This window comes from Desulfovibrio legallii, assembly GCF_004309735.1.
GTDB lineage: Bacteria > Desulfobacterota > Desulfovibrionia > Desulfovibrionales > Desulfovibrionaceae > Desulfovibrio > Desulfovibrio legallii.
Map to the genome: position 1 here is coordinate 152,344 of NZ_SIXC01000005.1, position 19,339 is coordinate 171,682.

Annotated in this window: 15 protein-coding genes; 7 read left to right on the forward strand and 8 right to left on the reverse strand. The window is 65.7% G+C overall.

Features of this window, described 5'->3' with window-relative positions; all coding sequences use genetic code 11:
* Positions 1 to 107 precede the first annotated feature (107 nt).
* Together EB812_RS05365 and EB812_RS05370 are read right to left on the reverse strand one after the other, a co-directional pair.
* The gene (locus EB812_RS05365; RefSeq protein ID WP_118230183.1) at positions 108 to 1,688 is read right to left on the reverse strand and encodes an ammonia-forming cytochrome c nitrite reductase subunit c552; all 1,581 of its coding nucleotides are present in this window, start codon (positions 1,686 to 1,688) and stop codon (positions 108 to 110) included.
* Complete coding sequence (locus EB812_RS05370) at positions 1,681 to 2,148, reverse strand: cytochrome c3 family protein (RefSeq protein WP_118230182.1); 468 nt, start codon at positions 2,146 to 2,148, stop codon at positions 1,681 to 1,683. Before EB812_RS05370 ends, EB812_RS05365 begins: the two co-directional genes overlap by 8 nt.
* A 217-nt stretch (positions 2,149 to 2,365) precedes the next feature.
* Between EB812_RS05370 and EB812_RS05375 the strand changes: the two genes are divergently transcribed.
* Positions 2,366 to 4,642, forward strand: a complete 2,277-nt coding sequence (locus EB812_RS05375; protein ID WP_130957903.1) for an ATP-binding protein — start codon at positions 2,366 to 2,368, stop codon at positions 4,640 to 4,642.
* 55 nt (positions 4,643 to 4,697) lie between these two features.
* The gene (locus EB812_RS05380; protein ID WP_118230180.1) at positions 4,698 to 6,332 is read left to right on the forward strand and encodes a sigma-54-dependent transcriptional regulator; all 1,635 of its coding nucleotides are present in this window, start codon (positions 4,698 to 4,700) and stop codon (positions 6,330 to 6,332) included.
* A 63-nt stretch (positions 6,333 to 6,395) separates the two neighbouring features.
* Here EB812_RS05380 and EB812_RS05385 read toward each other — a convergent pair whose 3' ends face one another.
* The 3 genes from EB812_RS05385 to EB812_RS05395 form a co-directional block, all read right to left on the reverse strand.
* A complete protein-coding gene (locus EB812_RS05385; RefSeq protein WP_118230179.1) occupies positions 6,396 to 7,379 on the reverse strand; it encodes an AEC family transporter in 984 nt (327 codons plus the stop codon).
* A 214-nt stretch (positions 7,380 to 7,593) separates the two neighbouring features.
* Positions 7,594 to 8,220 carry an OmpH family outer membrane protein gene (locus tag EB812_RS05390; RefSeq protein WP_118230178.1) on the reverse strand — a complete coding sequence of 209 codons (627 nt, stop codon included), beginning with the start codon at positions 8,218 to 8,220 and terminating at the stop codon, positions 7,594 to 7,596.
* A gap of 167 nt (positions 8,221 to 8,387) precedes the next feature.
* A complete protein-coding gene (locus EB812_RS05395) occupies positions 8,388 to 9,455 on the reverse strand; it encodes a transglycosylase SLT domain-containing protein (RefSeq protein WP_118230177.1) in 1,068 nt (355 codons plus the stop codon).
* A gap of 310 nt (positions 9,456 to 9,765) precedes the next feature.
* On the opposite strand from EB812_RS05395, the gene EB812_RS05400 reads away from it, so the two are divergent.
* The 5 genes from EB812_RS05400 (at position 9,766) to EB812_RS05420 (ending at position 16,115) form a co-directional block, all read left to right on the forward strand.
* Positions 9,766 to 10,878 carry a hypothetical protein gene (locus tag EB812_RS05400; protein WP_118230226.1) on the forward strand — a complete coding sequence of 371 codons (1,113 nt, stop codon included), beginning with the start codon at positions 9,766 to 9,768 and terminating at the stop codon, positions 10,876 to 10,878.
* Positions 10,879 to 10,966: 88 nt separating this feature from the next.
* Positions 10,967 to 13,102 carry a SulP family inorganic anion transporter gene (locus tag EB812_RS05405; protein ID WP_130957904.1) on the forward strand — a complete coding sequence of 712 codons (2,136 nt, stop codon included), beginning with the start codon at positions 10,967 to 10,969 and terminating at the stop codon, positions 13,100 to 13,102.
* On the forward strand, positions 13,099 to 14,121 hold the full coding sequence (locus tag EB812_RS05410) for a tRNA dihydrouridine synthase (RefSeq protein WP_118230175.1): 1,023 nt from the start codon (positions 13,099 to 13,101) through the stop codon (positions 14,119 to 14,121). The genes EB812_RS05405 and EB812_RS05410 overlap by 4 nt, the downstream gene beginning before the upstream one ends.
* A gap of 48 nt (positions 14,122 to 14,169) precedes the next feature.
* Entirely contained in the window at positions 14,170 to 15,021 is an 852-nt protein-coding gene (gene ispH, locus EB812_RS05415; RefSeq protein WP_118230174.1) for a 4-hydroxy-3-methylbut-2-enyl diphosphate reductase, read from the forward strand.
* A 92-nt stretch (positions 15,022 to 15,113) separates the two neighbouring features.
* Complete coding sequence (locus EB812_RS05420; RefSeq protein WP_118230173.1) at positions 15,114 to 16,115, forward strand: chemotaxis protein; 1,002 nt, start codon at positions 15,114 to 15,116, stop codon at positions 16,113 to 16,115.
* An 853-nt stretch (positions 16,116 to 16,968) separates the two neighbouring features.
* Here the strand turns inward: EB812_RS05420 and EB812_RS05425 are convergent.
* The 3 genes from EB812_RS05425 to EB812_RS05435 form a co-directional block, all read right to left on the reverse strand.
* Positions 16,969 to 17,796, reverse strand: a complete 828-nt coding sequence (locus tag EB812_RS05425; RefSeq protein ID WP_118230811.1) for a histidinol-phosphatase — start codon at positions 17,794 to 17,796, stop codon at positions 16,969 to 16,971.
* A 72-nt stretch (positions 17,797 to 17,868) separates the two neighbouring features.
* Positions 17,869 to 18,318 carry a GtrA family protein gene (locus tag EB812_RS05430; RefSeq protein WP_118230812.1) on the reverse strand — a complete coding sequence of 150 codons (450 nt, stop codon included), beginning with the start codon at positions 18,316 to 18,318 and terminating at the stop codon, positions 17,869 to 17,871.
* Positions 18,319 to 18,394: 76 nt separating this feature from the next.
* Positions 18,395 to 19,339, reverse strand: coding sequence for a carbohydrate deacetylase (locus EB812_RS05435; RefSeq protein ID WP_165450896.1), 945 nt, complete (start codon positions 19,337 to 19,339; stop codon positions 18,395 to 18,397).

Here is a 19,339-nt window from a genome sequence, read left to right on the forward strand (position 1 = left end):
GTTGCCAGGCTGGAGAGGAACCGGCCCGCCGCGCGTGGACAAAAAAAGGCGGGGGCAGACCGCAAAGGTCCACCCCCGCCGCAGCGGTCAGGAAGTACGCGCGCGTGCTATCGGGGCGCGGCGCTGGATTCCAGGCGGTTTTGCCCGTCCCAGACCTGGTCGGCCTTGGGCAGCACGGGCAGCAGTTTGGTCCAGGGGTTCTTTTGCAGGAACTCGCCGTCCTGCTGCAGCTTGCGGCTCAGCTCCAGAATGGGCGGCACCACTTCCCTGATGTCCTTGGCCATGATCGGCGCAATGGTGAACTGCGTGGCCTCGGTGGCCAGAGCCACGGCGCGCTCGCTGCATTCCAGCGACACGGCCAGCGTGTTCATGGTCTTCACGGGGTTATGGAAGCCCATGCTGTTTTCGGCCGAAACGTAGTCCCAGAAGAGCTGGCCCTTGCGGACCATCTCGCGGGCTTCGGTCATAAGAGCGTCATAGTTGTCGGGTCGGGGGCCTTCATAGGCATTGGCCAGGCGTACGGCCTCATGGGCCTTGACCGAAAGCGCCTCGGCCCTGATGAGCTGCTTGTACGCCTTTTCCTGTGTATAGAGCACGCGGCTGCGCAGGTAGTCCGCAGTCTTGTCGGCGTGGCACTGGCGGCAGGCGCGCATTTCAGGATCCTTCATGGGCGAGGTCATCCAGTGGCTAGAAACCTTTTTGCCGTCTTCTCGCACGTACTGCATGTGGCAGTCGGCGCAGGAAACGCCCGCTGCGCCGTGGGGGCCGTCCTGGAAGGTTTCGTAATCCGGGTGCTGCATCTTGATCATGCCCACCTTGGAGGCGGCGTGCACCCAATCCACAAAGGGGCCGGGCTTGCCGTCGGGGCCCTTGGGGCCGTGGCTCTTGTAGTACTGGTACATGTCTTCGGGGTTCTTGCCGTTGTCCCAGGGGAAGACCGGACGCAGCTTGGGGCCGTTGTCCTGGTGGGTAAAGTAGTATTCTACATGGCACTGGGCGCAGACCAGGGTACGTTTTTCGTTGCGGCTGAGCTTGTTCCAGTCCTGTCCGCTGCGTTTGAGCCAGTCCTTGAGAGGCTCGGAGTAGGGGCGCAGCTCCATGGTGGCCGGGTCGTGGCAGTTGGCGCAGCCGATGGTTTCGTCTCTGGCGTCGATGGATTCCTTGCCGCGAAATTCGTTGACGTCCTTGGACCAGAAGGAATCGCCGTACTGGGCGATCCAGTTCATCATGCGCGGCGTTTTGCAGTTCCAGCAGGTGGCGGGCATGTTGCCCTTGCCGTCCGCGCCAAAGCGGTTGAGGCGATCAATATTGACAAAGTCTTCCACCGCGTGGGTGTGCCCGCGCGTTTCATTGTATTCATACATAAAAGGGTAGCCCAGCCAGAGATTTTTAAGATAGGGCTGGGCGTGCTTGAAGCCCTTGGGCAGCGGGTTGACGCCGTCGTTCTTGTGGTAGGGCACGGAGCCTTTGTACTCCGTCATCACCTTGTCTTCGTCGTTTTTCATGTACGAAGCGTGCTGCTGCGGAAAGGCTGCCTTGAAGGCGGAAATGCGCGTTTCCGTTGCGGCAATGCCCGTCTTGTAGGTGGGGGCCTTGAGCTCGGTGGAAACATCTTCACAGCCGCCAAGCGCCAGCACGGCCAGCAGTGCGGCCCCGGCAAAAAGAGGAGAAACTACGGTCTTATTCATAGGCTACCGTCCTTGTGCTGATGGGCCGCATGCGCATGTGGGCCACGTTGCGGTGACAATCCACACAGTAGGGTTTGGCGTCCATACTGGCCACGTTGACGTTGGTCTGGGCGTGGCAGGCCTTGCAGTTGGCATTGACGACGTCACGGGTGTGCAGACTGACGGGGTGCGGCACGTCCTTGCCGGTGATGTTGCCCCAAAAGTCGCGCAGGCCCTCCTGGGCCTTGAATGGCAGCTTGACCAGCAGGTTGTGCGGCGCGTGGCATTCGTTGCAGGCCAATCGCGCGTGCGTGCCTTTCTTCTGGGTGACGGCGGCCTCTTCCATGATGTGACAGGTGGAGCAAAAAGGCCGACTGTCCGTGGTCGTCATGGCGTAGGCCAGCACGCCCAAAAGCGCCATGCCCGCCACAACGCCGCCCGCCAGCCACTTGAGCCAAGGTCCATGGCGGGGTGTTCCCATAAAGCCTCCTTGGATGCGTTGCCCGCGGCCCCCATGACCACGGTTTGGCGGCATACATCAAAAAGCATACCAGTTTCTTATTTCCATCTGTAAAAAAAATCACATTATTTTTCAAGCAAGTACAGAAAGCTACAGCATGGCGTCGGTTCGCGCTGTTGCTTTTTTCATAAAAAAAAGACAGTATTCATAAAAATCAGACAAGCCAGGTGCCATTGTCATGTCCCCCATATGCCCTTTTCGCTATCCTCCCGGTCGCCTGCTCTGGCTGCCGCTGGCGGCCTGCGCGCTCTGGCTGGCCCTGGTCTTTGGGCTCTACCGTCAGGCTCTGCACGCGGAAACCGCGCACCGTCTGGAGCTGGAGCGCACCAGGCTGGCCACAGTGGCCCAGCAGCTGCTGGACGTACGCAACTGGAACGCGGCCCACGGCGGCGTCTATGTGCGCCAAAGCCCTTACGGCCCACCCAATCCCTGGCTGCCGGAGGAAGACCGCACCCTGGCCGTTGCCGACGGCCGCACCCTGGTGCTTATGAACCCCGCCTACATGAGCCGTCAGCTGGCCGAGCGCGTGGCCGAACCGGGCCTGCGCATCAGCATCGTCAGTCCGCATCCCCTGCGTCCGGACAATCTGGCCGACGCCTGGGAAAGCGGCGCGCTTGCCCGCTGCACCGAAGGCGCACGCGAAATTTTTGCGCCGCCGCAGGCTGATGGTCAGGGGCGTCTGCGCCTGCTCAGTGTGCTTACGGCAGGGCAGGACTGCCTGCGCTGCCACCATGACCGCGCTGAAGGCGAAATCCTGGGCGGCATCAGCGTGAGTCAGGACGCCACGGATTTCCAACGCGGTCTGGCAACGCAGGTCCGCCACATGCACCTGCTCTACGGCCTGCTGGGGCTTACGGGCGTGCTGAGCGTCGGCGGCGCCAGTCTTTATCTGACCAGGCGACGCTGGCTGGCGGAGGAAACCAGCCGCCTTAAAAGCGCCCTGCTGGCCCGTCTGGGCCACGACATGCGCACCCCGCTTTCTGCCATGCTGGGCATGGCAGAGCTTTTGCGCCGTCCGGACCTGCGCGCGCCGGAAAAAAACCGCGCCTTGGACTACCTGACCCAGGCGGGCGGGGCCCTGCTGGAAATGGTCGGCGACATCACGGACCACGCCGCTCTGGAACAGGCTGCGCCCCCCTTGCGGGAAATCCCCTTCAATCTGCGGGCTTGTCTGGAGGAATGCCTGGCCCTTTACCGTCCTGTGGCCGAGGCCAAAGGCCTTTTCCTGCGCCTGGAGGCGGCCCCGGACCTGCCCCAGACCGTGACGGGCGACTGCTTTCGCCTGCGTCAGGCTCTGGGCAACCTGGTCAGCAATGCGGTGAAATTTACGGAACTGGGCGGCGTGCAAGTGGACGTGCGCGCCCAGTCTGAGGGGGACCGGCTGCGCTGCGTCCTGGCCGTGACGGACACGGGCCCAGGTCTGCGGCCGGAAGAGCAGGAACGGGTCTTTGCCAATTTTCAGCGCGGGGAGGCCGCTTCCAGTTGCCCTGGCACGGGCCTGGGCCTGGGCATGGCCCGCCAGCTGGCCCGACGTATGGACGGCGAGGTGCGCCTTTGCTCCAGCCCTGGCCAGGGGGCGCGTTTTACTCTGGAAGTTCTTTTGCGCCCGGCCGCGACACCGGCCGCGTCCGCCGCGCTGCCGCCGGAGCCCGCAGGCCCTGCGCCCTCTTCCGGGGCCCTTGCCGCGCCGCCCCTGCCGAGGGCCGCAGGTCGGGACGCGCTGCCCGGTCTGCGCGTGCTGCTGGTGGAGGACAATCCGGCCACGGCCTACTATCTGCAACAGATGCTGACCCGCGCCGGGGCTGCCGTGCGCGCCCTGGACGACGGCGATGCGGCCCTGGCTCTGCTGCGGGACGCCTCCCGCGGCCCTTGGGATGTGCTTTTGCTGGACGCCTGCCTGCCCGGCCGCAGCGGTCTGGACCTGCTGGAAGCCGTGCGTCAGGGCCGCACCGCCGTGCCCAGCGACCAGAAAATCCTGCTCTGCACGGCCTCGCCGGCCATGACTGAAACGGCCGAAGCCCGCCGTCGCGCGGCCCTGGCCGACGGCCTGCTGCGCAAGCCCTTTACCTTTGCGGTCCTGCGTCAGGCTCTGGCGGCCACCCTTGGCCCGGCAACACCTTTGCCGGTCTGGGACCGTCAGGCCGCCCTGGCCGCCGTGGACAACGATCCCGCCCTCCTGGCCCAACTGGCGGCCGTGGCCGCGCAGGATCTGCGGCAAAGGGCCGCTGCCCTGGCCGCGCTGCCCCTGGAGGCCGCCTGCGGCCCGGAACTGCGCCGCCAGGCCCATGCCTGCAAAAACACTGCGGGCAGCCTGTGCCTTGAGCCCTTGCGCCGTGCCGCCGCCGCGCTGGAGCAGGCCCGCCCGCAGGATGCGCCTGCCGCCCGCACGGCGCTGACCGCCGCCCTGGGCCATGCCCTGGAAGCCCTGGAAGCCCTGGAAGCACCGGAAGCCTGAACACGGACGTCGCGGTATCCGTATGATGGCCGCGTAAAACCTGATTTGGATGCCTATGGCCCGCATACTGGTGATTGACGACGAAGCGCTTATGCGCACCATGGTTACGGTGGCCTGCGCCCGGCTGGGGCATGAGGCTCTGGCGGCGGCGGACCTGCGGACAGGTCTGGAGCAAGGCCGCACCGGCGTGGACGTGGTCCTGCTGGACGTCTGGCTGCCGGACGGCAATGGCCTGGAGTGGCAGAACGACTTTGCGCATCTGCCGGGCCGCCCCGACGTGATCATTGTCACCGGCCACGGGGACGGCGACGCGGTGGAAGCGGCCCTGCGTTCCGGCGCCTGGGAGTTTTTGTGCAAGCCCTTGCACGTGCGGGATATTGAACAGTGCCTGCGCCAGGTGCTGACCTTTCGTCAGCAGCGCAACCCCGCTACGGAGGCTCTGCTCCTGGACAGCGGGCACATAGCCGGTTCCGGGCCGGAAATGTGCCGGGCCCTCAAGCTCCTGGGGCAGGCGGCGCGCAGCGAGGTCAACGTCCTGCTGCTGGGAGAAACGGGCGTGGGCAAAGAGGTTTTTGCCAAGGCCCTTTACCGCAACAGCCCGCGCGCGGCGCGGCCCCTGGTGACGGTAGACTGCGCCTCCCTGCCGGACACGTTGGTGGAAAGCCACCTCTTCGGCCACAGCCGGGGGGCCTTTACCGGGGCGGACCGGGCGCGCGAGGGCCTGTTGCTGGCGGCAGACAAGGGCACCCTGTTTCTGGACGAGGTGGGCGATCTGCCCCTGACCGTACAGGGCTCCTTTTTGCGCGCCCTGGAGCAGCGGCGTTTTCGGCCTGTGGGCGAAGTGCGCGAGGTGTCCAGCGACTTCCGCCTGGTGGCGGCCACCAACCGCGACCTGGAGGGGATGGTTCTGGAGGGGCTGTTCCGGGCTGATCTGCTCTACCGTCTGCAGGGCCTGACCATCCGGATTCCGCCGTTGCGGCGGCGGCGGGACGAGATCCCGGCCCTGGCGCGGCAGGCCGTGACGCGCTTTTGTCTGCGCAACGATCTGCCGGAAAAAGCCTTGGCGCAGCCCCTGCTGGACGTGCTTTTGCAGTATGCCTGGCCGGGCAACGTGCGGGAACTCATCCACAGCCTGGAACGCGCCTGTCTGGCCGCCGGACAGGCGGATGTGCTGTTGCCCGCGCACTTGCCGACACGCGTGCGGGTGGATGCGGCGCGCCGCCGCCTGGCTGGCGTGGATTCGCTGACCTGTTGTTGTGAAGGCCGCGCCGCCGGGCGGAACGCCAAGGGGCAGGGCCATGCCGGGCGGGATCAGGCCGGGCGGGATCAGGCCGGGCGGGACCGGAATGCAGAAGCCCAGAACGGGTGGATGTGGGACGATCGGGGCCTGGACGACTGGCCGCAGGCCTGGACGGAAGCGGACGGCACATCTCCGGCCCGGAGCGCCAGACCGGATACTCCAGAGCAGTGGGCCGCCGCAGGCCGGGAAGCGTCCGCCCCCCTGCCGGCGGCAGACCAAACGGGCCACGCGCCCTTGCCTGGCCTGCGCCAGTGGAAGCGTCAGGCCGAGGCGGCCTATGTGCGCCGCCTCTGGGCCCAGTGCGGGGGCGACGCCCGTCGGGCCGCGGCCGCGGCCGGGGTTTCGCGCGGGCACTGGTACGAATTGCTCAAGAAGTACGTGGCCGGCTAAGGCCTTGCCGTTTTGATAATAGACATTTGTAACGTGGTCTAGGCATGTTGGCGTGCAAGGGCTTTAAATCAGCCCCAGGTACTGGAACAGCCAGACAAAGCCCGTGAGGGTAAGCAGGCTTACGCCGTTGGAAAGCACGGCGGTGAGGGCGGCCTCTTCCGGTACGGCCTTGTAAACTTCGGCTATGACTGTGACCAACAGGGCCGTGGCTGTGGCGCTGACCAGCACGCCCACTACCAGCCAGCGGCCGCCGACGCCCAGCCAGGCCAGGGCGGCCCAGCAGAGCAGGGGATGGATGAGCAGTTTGCAGCCAAGGTACCAGCACTGCCGCAGCACGGTGTGGCCCTGGGCGCGGCGGCGGGCCAGCAGCAGCTTCTGGTGCAGGTCGAGCCCCAGGGCCAGCAGCATGCAGGGCGCTGCCGTGTAGCCTATCAGGCTGGCGGCGCGGTCCAGCGGGGTCCACAGCCCCAGGCCGGATACGGCCAGGGCCATACCCAGCAGGGTGGAGAGCAAGATGGCGTTGCCCAGGAAGAACACGCGCAGAAAACGCCCCAGCCGGACCAGCGTGCCGGATCCGTCCCGGACTGCCGCGCTGTTAAGCAGGTCCAGCCGCCCCTGGGCCAGAATCATGACCACATTGGGCGTGAGGGTGGCAAGCCCCGCCGCGAGCATGGCCTCTTTGTCGCCGGGCAGCAGATTGGCCACAATGGGCAGGCCCACGAAGGCCGCGTTGCAGGCCGAGCAGGAAAGCCCGCTGACGACCGCCGGGCCTGTCCCTCGGCGGCAGAACAGCCTGTCCCCCGCATAGCCCAGGGCGTAGACTGCGAGCTGGGAGCCGATGACCCCCACCCAGAAGCCCCAGCGGGCCAGGTCCTGCGGGCGCGCGTCGGCCAGCAGATGCAGGATGAGCAGGGGCAGGGCCACCCGCAGCACATAAATCCCCAGTACGGCGCCGGCGCTTTCGGGCAGCACGTCCCGGCTGCGCAGGGCAACGCCCGCGAGGATGATCAGAAAAACCGGCACAACGGCGGCAAGAGCGTAGAGCATGAGAATACGGCGACGATTGTTTGGCCCGCCTGCGACCGCCGGGCATATGCCGACGCCGCGGGCGGGCCGTGTAGTGTTTGCGGTAGGGGCCTTGCAACGTTGCAACGCCTTGGCGGTTGCGTAAGCAGGCGTCCGCCGTGCACGGTTAAGCGCCGGAACGGGCGGTCTTTGACGTTGCTCTCCGGGCGTGCCGGGGCAAGCCCCGGCAACGGCCTTACTTCTTGGCGGGCGCGGCCTTCTGGTCCGCGTCCTTGGGGGCCTGTTTGGCGTCCTTGCCGGCCTTCTGGTCAGCGGCGGGCGCAACGTCCTTGCCGGCGGCCTTGTCGGCGGGCGCGGCTTCCTTGGCTTCCTGGTCGGCTTCTTTGGCGGCGGGCTTGAAGTCCACCTTCTGCTTGTTGACGGCAGCCACGATGTCGGCGGTGACGTCGGCCTTGGCGTCATAGGCGGCCGCAGCCTCGCTGTTGAGGATAACGGCGTAGCCCTTTTCGGTGCGGTAGCCGTTGATGACGCGCTGAACCATATCGTAGAGCACGTTGATCACGTTCTGCTGCTCCGTCTGCATGCGCTGCTGGGCGGCCATGTAGATGGTCTGCAGTTCTTTTTGGGCCTGGGCGTCGTTGGGGTTCTTCTGCAGTCGGGACTGGATGTCGTTAAGCGAAGACTGCATTTCGGCCTGGATGCCTTCCAGGAATTTGACGCCGGCTTTGCCCGGTTCGCTGTCGCGCATGATGCGGGCCATGTCCACCACGGCCAGCTGGGGTTTGGCGGTATCAGCCTGTTGGCAGGCGGGAAGCAGCAGGCAAAGCCCCAGGGCCAGGGGCGCAAAGAGAGAAATTCGCATGGTAGTGAGCACTCCTTGTGGGATATCCCGACGGTTCTCCGGGCGGTCGGACGGGCCCGCTGCGGCGTGGGGATCAAAAGTAGCCGGCGACGCGAAGGTCCGGACCGCCGTCGGCCGTTCAGATGTACGTTGTTTTGCCGTCCGCCACAACCTTTTTCCAGGGGCATTCAGCGCAGGGCCGCATAGTGGTCCTTCATGCGCCGCACCTTGGCCACATAGAACCGCGTTTCGCGCGCGGGCAGGCGGGAGGTCAGGTCGGCATAGAGCTCCGTCGCGCTCATGGTGTTGATGCGGGCCACGGCGGCCGCGTCCGTAGCTCCGTAAAGCCGTAGAAAACGGTTGGGGCCCATGTTGTAGGCCGCCACAACGCAGTATTCCCGCGCCAGTTCGTCTTCCACTCCGGCAAAATAACGGGTCAGCAGAATGTGCAGGTAGGTGGTGCCGTAGCGGATGTTTACCTCCGGCACGCGCAGTTCGTCAAAGCCGATTTCCCCGCGATGGCCGTACAGGTAGCGGTGCACTTCGTCGCTGGCTGTGTCTGGCAGAATCTGCATGAGCCCCATGGCCGACTTGTTGCTGACCAGAGTGGGCGAAAAATCACTTTCGCTGTGAATGATGGCGTAGACCAGGTCTGTATCCAGGTCGTAGCGGCGGGCAAAATTCTCTACCAGCCGACGGTAGCGGGCCGCGCGGGCGTGCAGGGCGGCGGGGCTTGCGTCTTCGCCCGTGAAAGGCGGGGCAACCGCTTGCGGCGCAGGGGGCTGCCAGGGGCTGTAGCCCGCCAGCGTGCCGGGCCCCGTCAGCCAGCGCAGGGGCCGTCCGCCGGTGTCCAGGGCGTCGCCGTAGAGCGGCGGCAGGCTGCCCAGCAGCAGGGGAGGGCTTGCGCCGTCCAGAGACAGCAAGGGGGCAAAGCCGCCGGGCTCGCCCACGGCGGCCCGCAACTCCGGCGGCCATGCGCCGTGCGGAGCAGCGGGTCCGGCACGGCCCTGCGCGGCACCGGCTTTGGGCGAGGCGGCCGTCACTGGTCTGCGCACAGCCCACTGGCGCGCGCCGTCCCCCAGGGGCACGATGGGCGCAGGCAGGTCTGCGGGGGTCAGGCTCACCACGCGAGGGTTGGCCCGCCGCCGCAGCTCCGGGCCTTCGGTCTGCGGTACAAAGCCCGCCAGCAGGCCCAGCACCAGCAGGGCTGTCAGCAGACCGAGCATGAGCAGTAAAAGAGCAGTACGGCGTTTCATGGCAAACCTCATTACGGGCTCTGGCGTGCAGGGCCCGCCGCAGGTAATGCAATTCTTCTGCCACTAAAAAAATAACCTTTGTTTCCGATTTGTTGCCGACAACTTGTGAACAGTGTGACACATGCGGTCAATTTTCTGAACGGCGTTGACCGGACGGCCCCGAAGCCGTATACTTTTTTTTCGACGGAAAAGCGGTTTCAGGAAAACGCGCGTCCGGTTCCGCAGATGGGCGGGCGCGGCTGGTTCCGGACGGGCGACCGTCCTCGGGGCCGCTTTGGCCCTGTCCAGGCCTGCGGGTATGGAGTTCACCGTGTCACAGCACAGTCCCGAGTATATCCGCGAAGAAATCAAGCGCCTTCTCAAGTATGCCCCGCCGGAAATGCGCGTCGCCGCGCTGGCTCTGTTGCCGGCGGCCAAAAGAACCCTCAATACGGGCTACCATCCCGCCGTACGCGGCGTGCCCATGCGCAGCTGGCGTTGCCTGCTCATGCTGCTCACCTCCGTGGCTTCCATGCAGAATGACACGGAAATGCTGCTGCGCGTGTCCAACGACCTGCTTTCCATTGCCGACCGCATGGCCCCGCCCAGCGAGGTGCTGCGCCAGAGCGCGGAAATCCTGGTTCACGCCCTGTATGCCGAAATGTACGTCTGTCGCCTGCGCACGCCCAACGGCGAGTGGGTGGTGAGCACGGCTAACCAGGTGGACGGCAAAAGCATCCCCATTGTGGCCCCCATGCTGGAAGAGGGCCTGCGCAGACACCCGGTCATGCGGGCCATCCTTGAAGGGCACACCCGCTATGTGGTTTCCAACAACCTGCACGCCCTGGACCGTGGGGGCGAATCTTTCGACTGCATTATTTATAAAGAAGGCTACCGCTCCCGCCTGGCCTTTGTGCTGCGCGAACGCAGCAACCGTCCGCCTTTCGGTCTGGTCATGCTTTACACCAAGCGGGAATACGGCTTTGAGAGTTTTGACGAACGCTTTCTGTCCAAGTGCGCCAGCATTGTTTCACTTTCCGTAGGCCGCCGCGTGGCCGTGGCCCGCGACACACTGGAAAAGGCCGCCGGGGCTATGGCCCACTACGGCAACAACGCCCTCAACGTCATGCGCAACCAGGCGGAATATTGCGGCGAACTGGTGGAGGACATCGACGCCAACCAGGCCCGCGCCCTGCGCCTGGCCCGCGAACTTTTGGCCGAATTTCCTGAAGACTCGCGCGGCCGCAGCCTGGCCCTGGAGCTGGAAAGCATCCTCGCCCGCACAGACCTCACCGAGCTGGCCGGTCATCTGGGCGGCGTGCTGGAAGGCAACAGGCGCATGACGCGGATCATCAATTCGTTGATGAAGTCCGCCGAGCGCCCCCGGCTTATGCACTACGCTTTGGGCCACGACGTGCTGCGTCTGGAAGACGACAATCAGTAAACGGGCACGGCCTGTGCCCCCCTGACGGCTGCGTGTGCCGCAGACGCCGCAGACGCCGCAGACGCCATAGAGGACGCCGGAAACTATCGTGAACACGCGCGCCGCACGCTTCTTTCCCTTTCTGGAAACCCTGCGGGGCTACTCCCGCGCAGACTTCCGCGCGGACCTGCTGGCCGCCGTGACGGTGACGCCCATGGCCGTGCCTCAGGCCATGGCCTACGCCATCATCGCCGGGGTGCACCCGCAGTACGGCATCTACGCCTGCATGCTGCCCGTGGCCCTGGCCGCCCTGTGGGGCTCTTCCCGCTATATGGCGGCCGGGCCCACCAACGCCATCTCCATGGTCATCTACTCCACCTTCGCCACGGTAAGCGTGGGGGGCGTGCTTATTTCCAGCCTGCCCGAAGCAGCCCGCATGGCCTACGTTTTCGGGCTGGCCGTGCTCTGCGGGCTGATCCAGATCGGCATGGGCCTGGCCCGGCTGGGCGACCTTGCCAATTTCATTTCCCATTCGGTCATGGTGGCTTTTACCACCGGCGCGGCCCTGCTCATTGCCGTGGGGCAGATCAGCACGGTGCTGGGCCTTACCGGGCCCAAACCCGCCGGCTTTTTTAACCAGATTTTCGCCGCACTGCACGGTCTGCCCCAGGCCAACATCTGGTGCCTGGCCCTGGCCGTACTCACCGTGGTTCTGACGCTGACCTTCCGGCGGGTCTCGCGGCGCTTTCCCGCCTCACTGGCGGCGCTGGCCGTGGTCACGGCCGTCAGCGCCCTGTTGGGCGCGGGGGAGCGCGGCGTGCCCCTGGTGGGGGCCATCCCCAGCGTGGTTCCGCCCCTTTCCCTGCCGCCCGCTTTTGATCTGGACGCCCTGCGCGATCTCTTTATGCCCGCCCTGGCCCTGGCCCTGCTGGGCACGGTAGAATCCCTGGCCATCGGCAAGCAACTGGCCAACGTCAAAAATGATTCCTTTGACGGTAGCCAGGAGCTCATCGGCCAAGGGCTGGGCAACCTGGCTGCCGGGCTTACTTCGGGCATTCCCGGTTGCGGCTCTTTCACCCGCAGCGCTCTGATGGTTTCCTCAGGCGGGCGTACGCGTATGGGCACGGTTTTTTCCGGTATTCTGGCTCTGCCCATGCTTTTCCTTCTGGCCCCGCTCATCCGCTGGCTGCCCCTGCCCGCCCTGGGGGGCATACTGCTGCTCATTTCTTTCAAAATGATCGACGTGGAGGCCATCCGCCTGTGTCTGGTGGCCACCCGCGTGGACCGTGTTGTTCTGCTGATTACCTTTCTCTCCACCTTGTTGTTTGATCTGGAAAAAGCCATCTTCATCGGCGTGCTGCTCTCGCTGGTCCTGTTCATTTACAAGACCTCCCACCCCCGTGTGCGCCGTCTGCAGCCCGGCGACCCCCTGCTGCGCGAGGCCCCGGCCGATCTGCCCGACGGCGTGGCCGTGTACGTCATCGAAGGCACGCTCTTTTTCGGGGCCATCCATGAGCTGGAACGTCAGCTTTATGAAGAGGACCGCGAACCCGCCCGACTGGTGCTGCTGCACCTTTCGCGCGTGTTCTGGCTGGACGCATCGGGTGCGCACGCTCTGGCCCAGTTTGTGGAGCGCTGCTATGCCCGCAGCATGCCCGTCATTCTGGTGGTGGGCAGCAGCAGCGTGCGCAATATTTTGCAGCGCACGGGCATTCTGGACTACCTCAGCAATGGCTTTGTGGCCGACACCATCAACGAGGGCCTGCGCCTGGCCGCCACCCTGCTGCGCCGCGTGAGCTGCCGCGACGGCCAGTGCGCCTTTCCCATGCCTGCCATGCCCGCTTGGCGGGACGACCAGGAGACGGATCCCCTGCTCTCGGCAGGCGAGGCCGGGGCCGCCGCAGGCCTTGCCCCCACTCAGGCGGACCAGCTGCCCGGCCCTCTGCGCTCCGCGCCCGGCAATGCGGCCGCAAACGCCGCGCAGGCCCGCTCCAACGAGCCCGCCCCGGCCCGGTCCACACCTGCAGCCGAAGCCCGCGTGACCCTTACGGGCCCGCAGCCGCCTGCGGGCGGTCCGGCGCATCCCGCATCCGAGGATGCGGCCGCAAGCGTTGTCTCGGCGGCCCCCTCCGCCGACGGCCCGGCAGGCTTTGTCCCCGCGCCCCAGCCAACGCCGTCCCCCACCGCCGCCCCCGCGCCGCCCGCGGGGCGCAAATCCGGGTCGGACCCCAAAGAACTTGCATGAGCCTGTCCCTGCCTTCTTGTCCCGCCAATCCCGCAGCCTTGCCTTTTGGGCGGGAATTCCCCTGGCTGGCCCCCCTGGCTGGGTACAGCGATCTGCCCTTTCGCCTGCTCTGCCGGGAGTACGGGGCTGCCGTTTGCGTTACGGAGATGGTCAGCGCCAAGGGCCTGGCCTACCAGAGCCCCGGCACCAATGAACTGCTCCAGACCCTGCCTGAGGATCAGCCCCTGGTGGTGCAGTTGTTCGGGGCTGAGCCCGTTTTTCTGGGTCGGGCCGTAACCCTGCTGCGCGAGGCGGGCTTCGGTTGGTTTGACCTGAACATGGGCTGCTCCGTGCCCAAGGTGCTGCGTCAGGGCGCGGGGGCGGCCATGCTGGACCATGTGGACAACGCCCTGGCCGTGGCCCGGGCCATGCTGGCCGCCGCCGGGCCGGGGCGCGTGGGCTTTAAGCTGCGGCTGGGCCTGGACGCGGCCCGCCCCGTGCTGCCCGACTTGGCCCTGCGTCTGGAGGACGCCGGCGCGGGCTGGCTGACCCTGCACCCCCGCACGGCGCGTCAGGGCTTTGGCGGCACGGCGGACTGGGAGGCTCTGGCCCGGCTGGTTCCGCGTTTGTCCATCCCCCTGCTGGCCAGCGGCGACCTGTTCAGCGCGGCGGACGGCCTGGCCTGCCTGGAGCGCACGGGCGTCGCGGGTCTCATGTACGCGCGGGGCGCGCTGCACAATCCCGCTGTTTTCGCCGACCACGCAGCCCTCTGCCGCGGCTGCGTCCCTAAACCTCAGGACGCTGTCGGCCTTAAAGCCATGATTCTGCGCCATATAGCCCTGGCCCGCCGCCACTGCCCCGGCCGGGCAGCGTTGTGGAAGATGCGCTCGGTGGTGCCCCGCTATGTGCGCGCCCTGCCCGGAGCGCGTGCCCTGCGGCAGGAGCTTTGCCGCTGTGAAGACTGGGAGGCCGTGGCCGCCGCGCTGGACAAATTCCTGGACGGCTGCGACAGTGGTACGGCACAGAGCCATCTTTTTTGAACACGCTTTGGAACAAACGGCTTGTCACGTTTTTGAGGAGAAATCGGTATGGAGGTCATCCGCGCCGGAACCGCGGGGTTCTGCATGGGCGTAAGTCTGGCTCTGCAGAAGCTGGAGGCCGCCCTGCGGGAGCGCACGGCGGATACGGAACGCATCTGCACCCTGGGCCCCATTATCCATAATCCGCAGGTGCAGGAAGAGTACGCGGCCAAGGGCGTGGCGCGTCTGGACGACCCAGAGCAAGCCCGCCCTGGCGATGTGGTGGTCATCCGCGCCCACGGCGTCACCCGCCAGACCGAGGAGCGCCTGCGCGCCGGCGGCGCGCGCGTACTGGACGCCACCTGTCCCAAGGTCAAAAAGGCGCAGCTGGCCATTGCCCGCGCCACGGCCTACGGGGCGGTGCTGCTGCTCTTTGGCGAGGCAGATCACCCAGAGGTGCGGGGCCTGGTTTCCTACGCCGGGGGGCCGGCCCACGTTTTTGGCGGCATGGAAGAGCTGACGGCTCTGCCCCTGCCTGTGGACCGGCCTTATGTGCTGGCCTCGCAGACCACGCAGGACCGTGCCCTGTTCGGTACTATTGAAGCCTATCTGCTGGAGCGCCTGCGAAAACTCACGGTGCTTGCCACCATCTGTGACGCCACGCGCGAACGCCAGGAAGAGGCCCGCAACATCGCCTCCCGCGTTGACGCCATGGTTGTGGTGGGGGGGCGCGAAAGCGGCAATACCCGCCGTCTGGCGGATGTGGCCCGGGCCGCAGGCATACCCACCTACCATGTGGAGCGCGTGGACGAGCTGCAGGCCGACCTTTTTGCGCAAAATCGGCGCGCAGGCCTAACGGCCGGCGCATCCACGCCGAAAAGCCTCATAGATGCGGCGGAAGAACGGCTCGCGTCCTTGTAGGGCGGAGGTATTTTTGTCATTGTTTCAAGGCGGGCGCAGCCCGAAACAGCCCGCAAGGCCGATCTGCGCGGGATATTTTTGCTGGAGGCAGCATGGCCCAGACCAATATTTTGCTGGAAGCCGGCACCAACGAACTGGAAGTGGTGGAATTTTATCTGGACGAGGCCGTGCCCGACCAGACGGACGTTGCGGCGGACAGACCCGCTGACGCGCCTCCGCCGCCCGACCGGTACCGGGGTTACTACGGCGTCAATGTGGCCAAGGTGCTGGAAATCATCCGCATGCCCAAGGTCACGGAACTGCCTGAAGTGCAGCACCCCAGCGTGCTGGGGGCGTTTAACCTGCGTTCGCGCATCATCCCCCTGGTGGACTTGGCCATGTGGCTGGGCAAAACCCATCCGGCCTCGGAAGATCAGCCCAAGACCATTGTGACGGAATTCAACAACGTCACCACAGCGTTTATGGTTTCGGGCGTCAACCGCATCCACCGCATCAGCTGGGAGCGGGTGGAACCGCCCAACAAATATGTGGCTGCCGTGTCCAACAATACGGTCATCGGCGTGGTTAAGCTGGAGGACCGCATCGTCTTCCTGCTGGATCTGGAAAAAGTGGTGGCAGACCTGAACCCCAAGCTGGGCCTGCGTCTGGACGACCTGGGCGCGGACTGGACCAATACGGGCTACAAAGCGCTGGTGGCGGACGACTCCGCCCTGGTGCGTGAAATGCTGCGCGACCTGCTGGAAAAGGCCGGCTTTGCCGTGGAGGTGGTTTCCAACGGACGGGCCGCCTGGGACAGGATGGAAGAATTCAAGCGCCGGGCGGAAGAAACCGGGTGCGACATCAACGATTTTGTGCACGTGATGGTTTCGGACATTGAAATGCCCGTCATGGACGGCCTCAACCTGACCCACCGCATCAAGACCGACCCGGTGCTCAAAAAACTGCCGGTGGTATTGTTTTCCTCGCTCATCACGGACAAGCTGCGCCACAAGGGCGTGAGCGTGGGCGCGGACGACCAGATTTCCAAGCCCGAAGTCACCCAGCTGGCCCAGCGGGCTTTGGCCTTGATCAAGGCGCGGGAGCATCCTGCGTAAAGGGGGCCCGCCGGGGGCGGGGGAACTCTGACCGGGAGTTTTTGTCGCCCTGCGGCGACTGGAGAAAAGGGGGGCTGACCGGGAGTTTTTGTCGCCCTGCGGCGACTGGAGAAAAAGGCGTGTCCTGACCGGGACTTTTTGTTGCCCTGCGGGCATGGCGGCCTGGTTTTTTTATGGCATTTGGGCCGCCTCCGGCGAGGGCAGGGGGCCAAGGGCGGGGCTGCGCCCCCCCTTAGGCCCCCTACAACCCCCATAACCCCCCGCTTTCCCAGGGCAGCCCCACCATGTTCGGCGCGGCTGGGACGCGCCGCTTGCGCGACCGCGTCCCTTATGCCGGGCGCAACAGCCGCAGGCCCTGCAGCCTAAATCTATTGTCGTGTCCCGCGGCCGGTATCCTTCGCGCCGCACAGGTTCTCCTCGCGTTTGCTCTCACCTTTCCCCTTCTGTCGGTTGGGCGTCAGCCCGACTGTGCCCGGCGCGGCTGGGGTGTGCCGCTGCGCGACCACACCCCTTTATGCCGCGCGCAACTTCCGGGGGGAGTCCAAGACGTGGATGTGGTAGCTGCGTTGAACAAAGCCGGGCTATGGCGTGTATGTAGTAGCTGCGGTGAGCAAGGACGGGCTATGGCGTGGATGTGGTAGCTGCGGTGAACAAAGTCGGGCCATGACGTGGATGTGCAGGTGCGGGGTGGCAAAAGCCCGCACCGTGGTCATCTGCCATGCAGAGTTGTTTCGGGCAGGGTACGCCCGGCGTATTCCTTCGGGGAAAAAAGTTTTTTGAAGGATGGGGGGCGTGGGGGGAAGGGAACTTTTGTTCACAAAAGTTCCCTTCCCCCCACAAAAAAATCTCCCCTCTAAAATGTCCACTCGCTGCGGCGGCCGTGGTCGAAGACGGTGTGGCGGGTGAAGCCAAAGGCTTTGGCGTAGGAGGCCAGGCGGGCGAAGCCGTAGCCCACGTCGGCGGTGCCGTGGGCGTCGGAAGCAAAGCTGATCTGCAGGCCCAGTTCCGCTGCGGCGGCCATGATGGGGGGGGCGGGGTAGATTTCGCGGCAGGCCTTGCGCAGTCCGGCGGAGGAAACTTCCATGCTCATGCCCGCGTCGCGCAGGGCGGTGAGGCCCTGGCGCACAAGGGCCATGCTTTCGGGTTTGGCCAGCCAGATGTGGAACTGCTCCACGGAGAAGATTTTGATCAGGTCCGGGTGGGCCGCAATGTTGAACAGGCCTGAGCGCAGCATGGCGATCCAGGCGGCGAAGTAGGCGCGGTAGTGCTGTTCGCATTCTTCCTGCGAAAAAGCCTTCCAGGGCTCTGCGCCGTCGTCAAAGCCCCAGTGCCCCACAAAATGGACGCTGCCCAGCAGGTAGTCGAAGTTGTAGGCCGCGCAGCCTTGTCGGGTATAGTCTTCCTGTCCTTCCAGCCAGTCCATTTCCATGCCGAACAGCACCCGGCAGGGGCCGTGGGCATTGGCGGTCTTGAGCTCCTGCACTTCGCGCACATAGTCCGGCAGGTGGCGGGTGAGCTGCTCGCGGTATTCGTGGGTGTAGTCAAAGCCCGCAGGCCGGGGGGAATGCTCGGAAAAGCCCAGCAGCGTAAGGCCGCGGGCCACGGCGGCCGCGTGCATGGCGGCGGGGGTGTCGCTGCCGTGGGAATAGCGGGTGTGGGTGTGCAGGTCGGCGAGAATCATGGGGCGTTCCTTATGGGGCAGGGGCGGCGCGTGCGGCGACAAAGGGGCGTGCCCAGGCGTCGGGGCCCGTGGTCAGGGGTTGTCGTGGGAGCGTGCCGCGGGCCTGGGGCGGAAGACCCAATATTTGCACGCCGCATAGACCACCACGGGCACCAGCAGCAGGGCAATGGGCATGGCGGTTTCGTATTTCAGCCCCAGGCTCATAAGCAGCCAGACGATGAGGGTGTTGAGCGTCAGTCCCAAAGCCTGGGTGGCGGCAAAGCGGGGCAGCATGGCGCTGTGTGCGGCTTTTGTGTGGGGGGCGCTGAAGGTCCAGAGGCTTTGCCCCAGGTAGGAGACCACAAAACTCAGCACATAGGCCAGGCCATTGCCCACCAGGGCGGGCAGGCCCAGCACGTTCACAAACAGCAGGCCCAGCAGCGCGTAGCACAGGGCCGCAGTGCCGCCGACCATGCCAAAGCGCACCCAGCGCCTGGCCAGCAGGCTGCGTACAAAACTAAAAAAAGCGTCGGTTCCGTTCATGGCCTTTACCGTTCGCAGATGTAAGCGCTAAACCAGGGCATTGGCAAGAAGTGTCCGCATGGGCGGCGGCACTGCCTCAGGAAGCCTTTGCCGCTGCAAAGGCGCACGGCTGGCCGTACCGCCGCAGTACGGCGCTCAGGCTGCCGTCCAGCAGCATGGTTTTTTCCACATGGCGCGCGGGGCTGTGGTAAAAAGCGCTGTGCCGCAGGCAGGGGTCGTCAGCCTTCTGGCCGCCGGGATGACACATGATTTCCACCAGCGGGGAGGTCTGGCTTTGACGGCGGATGGCCGCGAGGGCTTTTGCCGCGCGCGTGGCGGTAAGGTTGCCGCCGGAAACCAGGCCGCAAAGAAAGTCGTTGTGCGCAATGCCGGCCTGATCCAGCAGGGAGACGAAGCGGGCCGACCACAGCGCCAGCAGGGCCCGGCGCGCGCAGCCTGTCAGCAGCTGCGCCGCAGGCAGCGGCGGCAGATGCGCGGGCTCTCTGGGCAGGCGCACATAGGCGGGCGCGCGTTCGTGGAGGAGGCCGCGCATGGTTGTCGCCAGGGCTGGAATGGTATGGACGTGCAGGTGCCCGTCCAGGTGCAGCCCGCCCCGCTGCCGCCACTGGGGAAAGGCGGTGGTGAAGGCGTCGATCTGCGCTTCAAATTCGGTGCGGATGGCGCAAAGCAAGGCTTTTTTGCGGCTGCCGACAGCGCAGGCCAGCGCGATGAGCAGCTGGCCCAGACTGTGGCGGAAGACGCCATCGGCAGTGACCAGCGGGCGCACTTGCGGGATGGGGGCGGAGCAGCGGCCTTCAAGAAGGTTGAGGTGCAGGCAGACGCGCGTGTACGGCAGGGCAGCAAGCCGCCGCAGGCTTTCCGTAGCGTGGGAACCGCCCATGATGACGGAAACGGAATTGAGCGGGCCCTGGGCAAGGCAGGCAAAAATGTCTGCGCTGACGGCCGGAGTCAGCCCGCAATCGTCCGCATGGACAATAAGGCGCATGGGCGACGTGTTTTCCGGGCGGGAAAAAGGCTGCAT

Coding starts and splice junctions, on each gene's coding strand:
- EB812_RS05365 (WP_118230183.1), bottom strand. CDS start 1,688: ATGAATAAGACCGTAGTTTCTCCTCTTTTTGCCGGGGCCGCACTGCTG.
- EB812_RS05370 (WP_118230182.1), bottom strand. CDS start 2,148: ATGGGAACACCCCGCCATGGACCTTGGCTCAAGTGGCTGGCGGGCGGC.
- EB812_RS05375 (WP_130957903.1), top strand. CDS start 2,366: ATGTCCCCCATATGCCCTTTTCGCTATCCTCCCGGTCGCCTGCTCTGG.
- EB812_RS05380 (WP_118230180.1), top strand. CDS start 4,698: ATGGCCCGCATACTGGTGATTGACGACGAAGCGCTTATGCGCACCATG.
- EB812_RS05385 (WP_118230179.1), bottom strand. CDS start 7,379: ATGCTCTACGCTCTTGCCGCCGTTGTGCCGGTTTTTCTGATCATCCTC.
- EB812_RS05390 (WP_118230178.1), bottom strand. CDS start 8,220: ATGCGAATTTCTCTCTTTGCGCCCCTGGCCCTGGGGCTTTGCCTGCTG.
- EB812_RS05395 (WP_118230177.1), bottom strand. CDS start 9,455: ATGAAACGCCGTACTGCTCTTTTACTGCTCATGCTCGGTCTGCTGACA.
- EB812_RS05410 (WP_118230175.1), top strand. CDS start 13,099: ATGAGCCTGTCCCTGCCTTCTTGTCCCGCCAATCCCGCAGCCTTGCCT.
- ispH (WP_118230174.1), top strand. CDS start 14,170: ATGGAGGTCATCCGCGCCGGAACCGCGGGGTTCTGCATGGGCGTAAGT.
- EB812_RS05420 (WP_118230173.1), top strand. CDS start 15,114: ATGGCCCAGACCAATATTTTGCTGGAAGCCGGCACCAACGAACTGGAA.
- EB812_RS05425 (WP_118230811.1), bottom strand. CDS start 17,796: ATGATTCTCGCCGACCTGCACACCCACACCCGCTATTCCCACGGCAGC.
- EB812_RS05430 (WP_118230812.1), bottom strand. CDS start 18,318: ATGAACGGAACCGACGCTTTTTTTAGTTTTGTACGCAGCCTGCTGGCC.
- EB812_RS05435 (WP_165450896.1), bottom strand. CDS start 19,339: ATGCAGCCTTTTTCCCGCCCGGAAAACACGTCGCCCATGCGCCTTATT.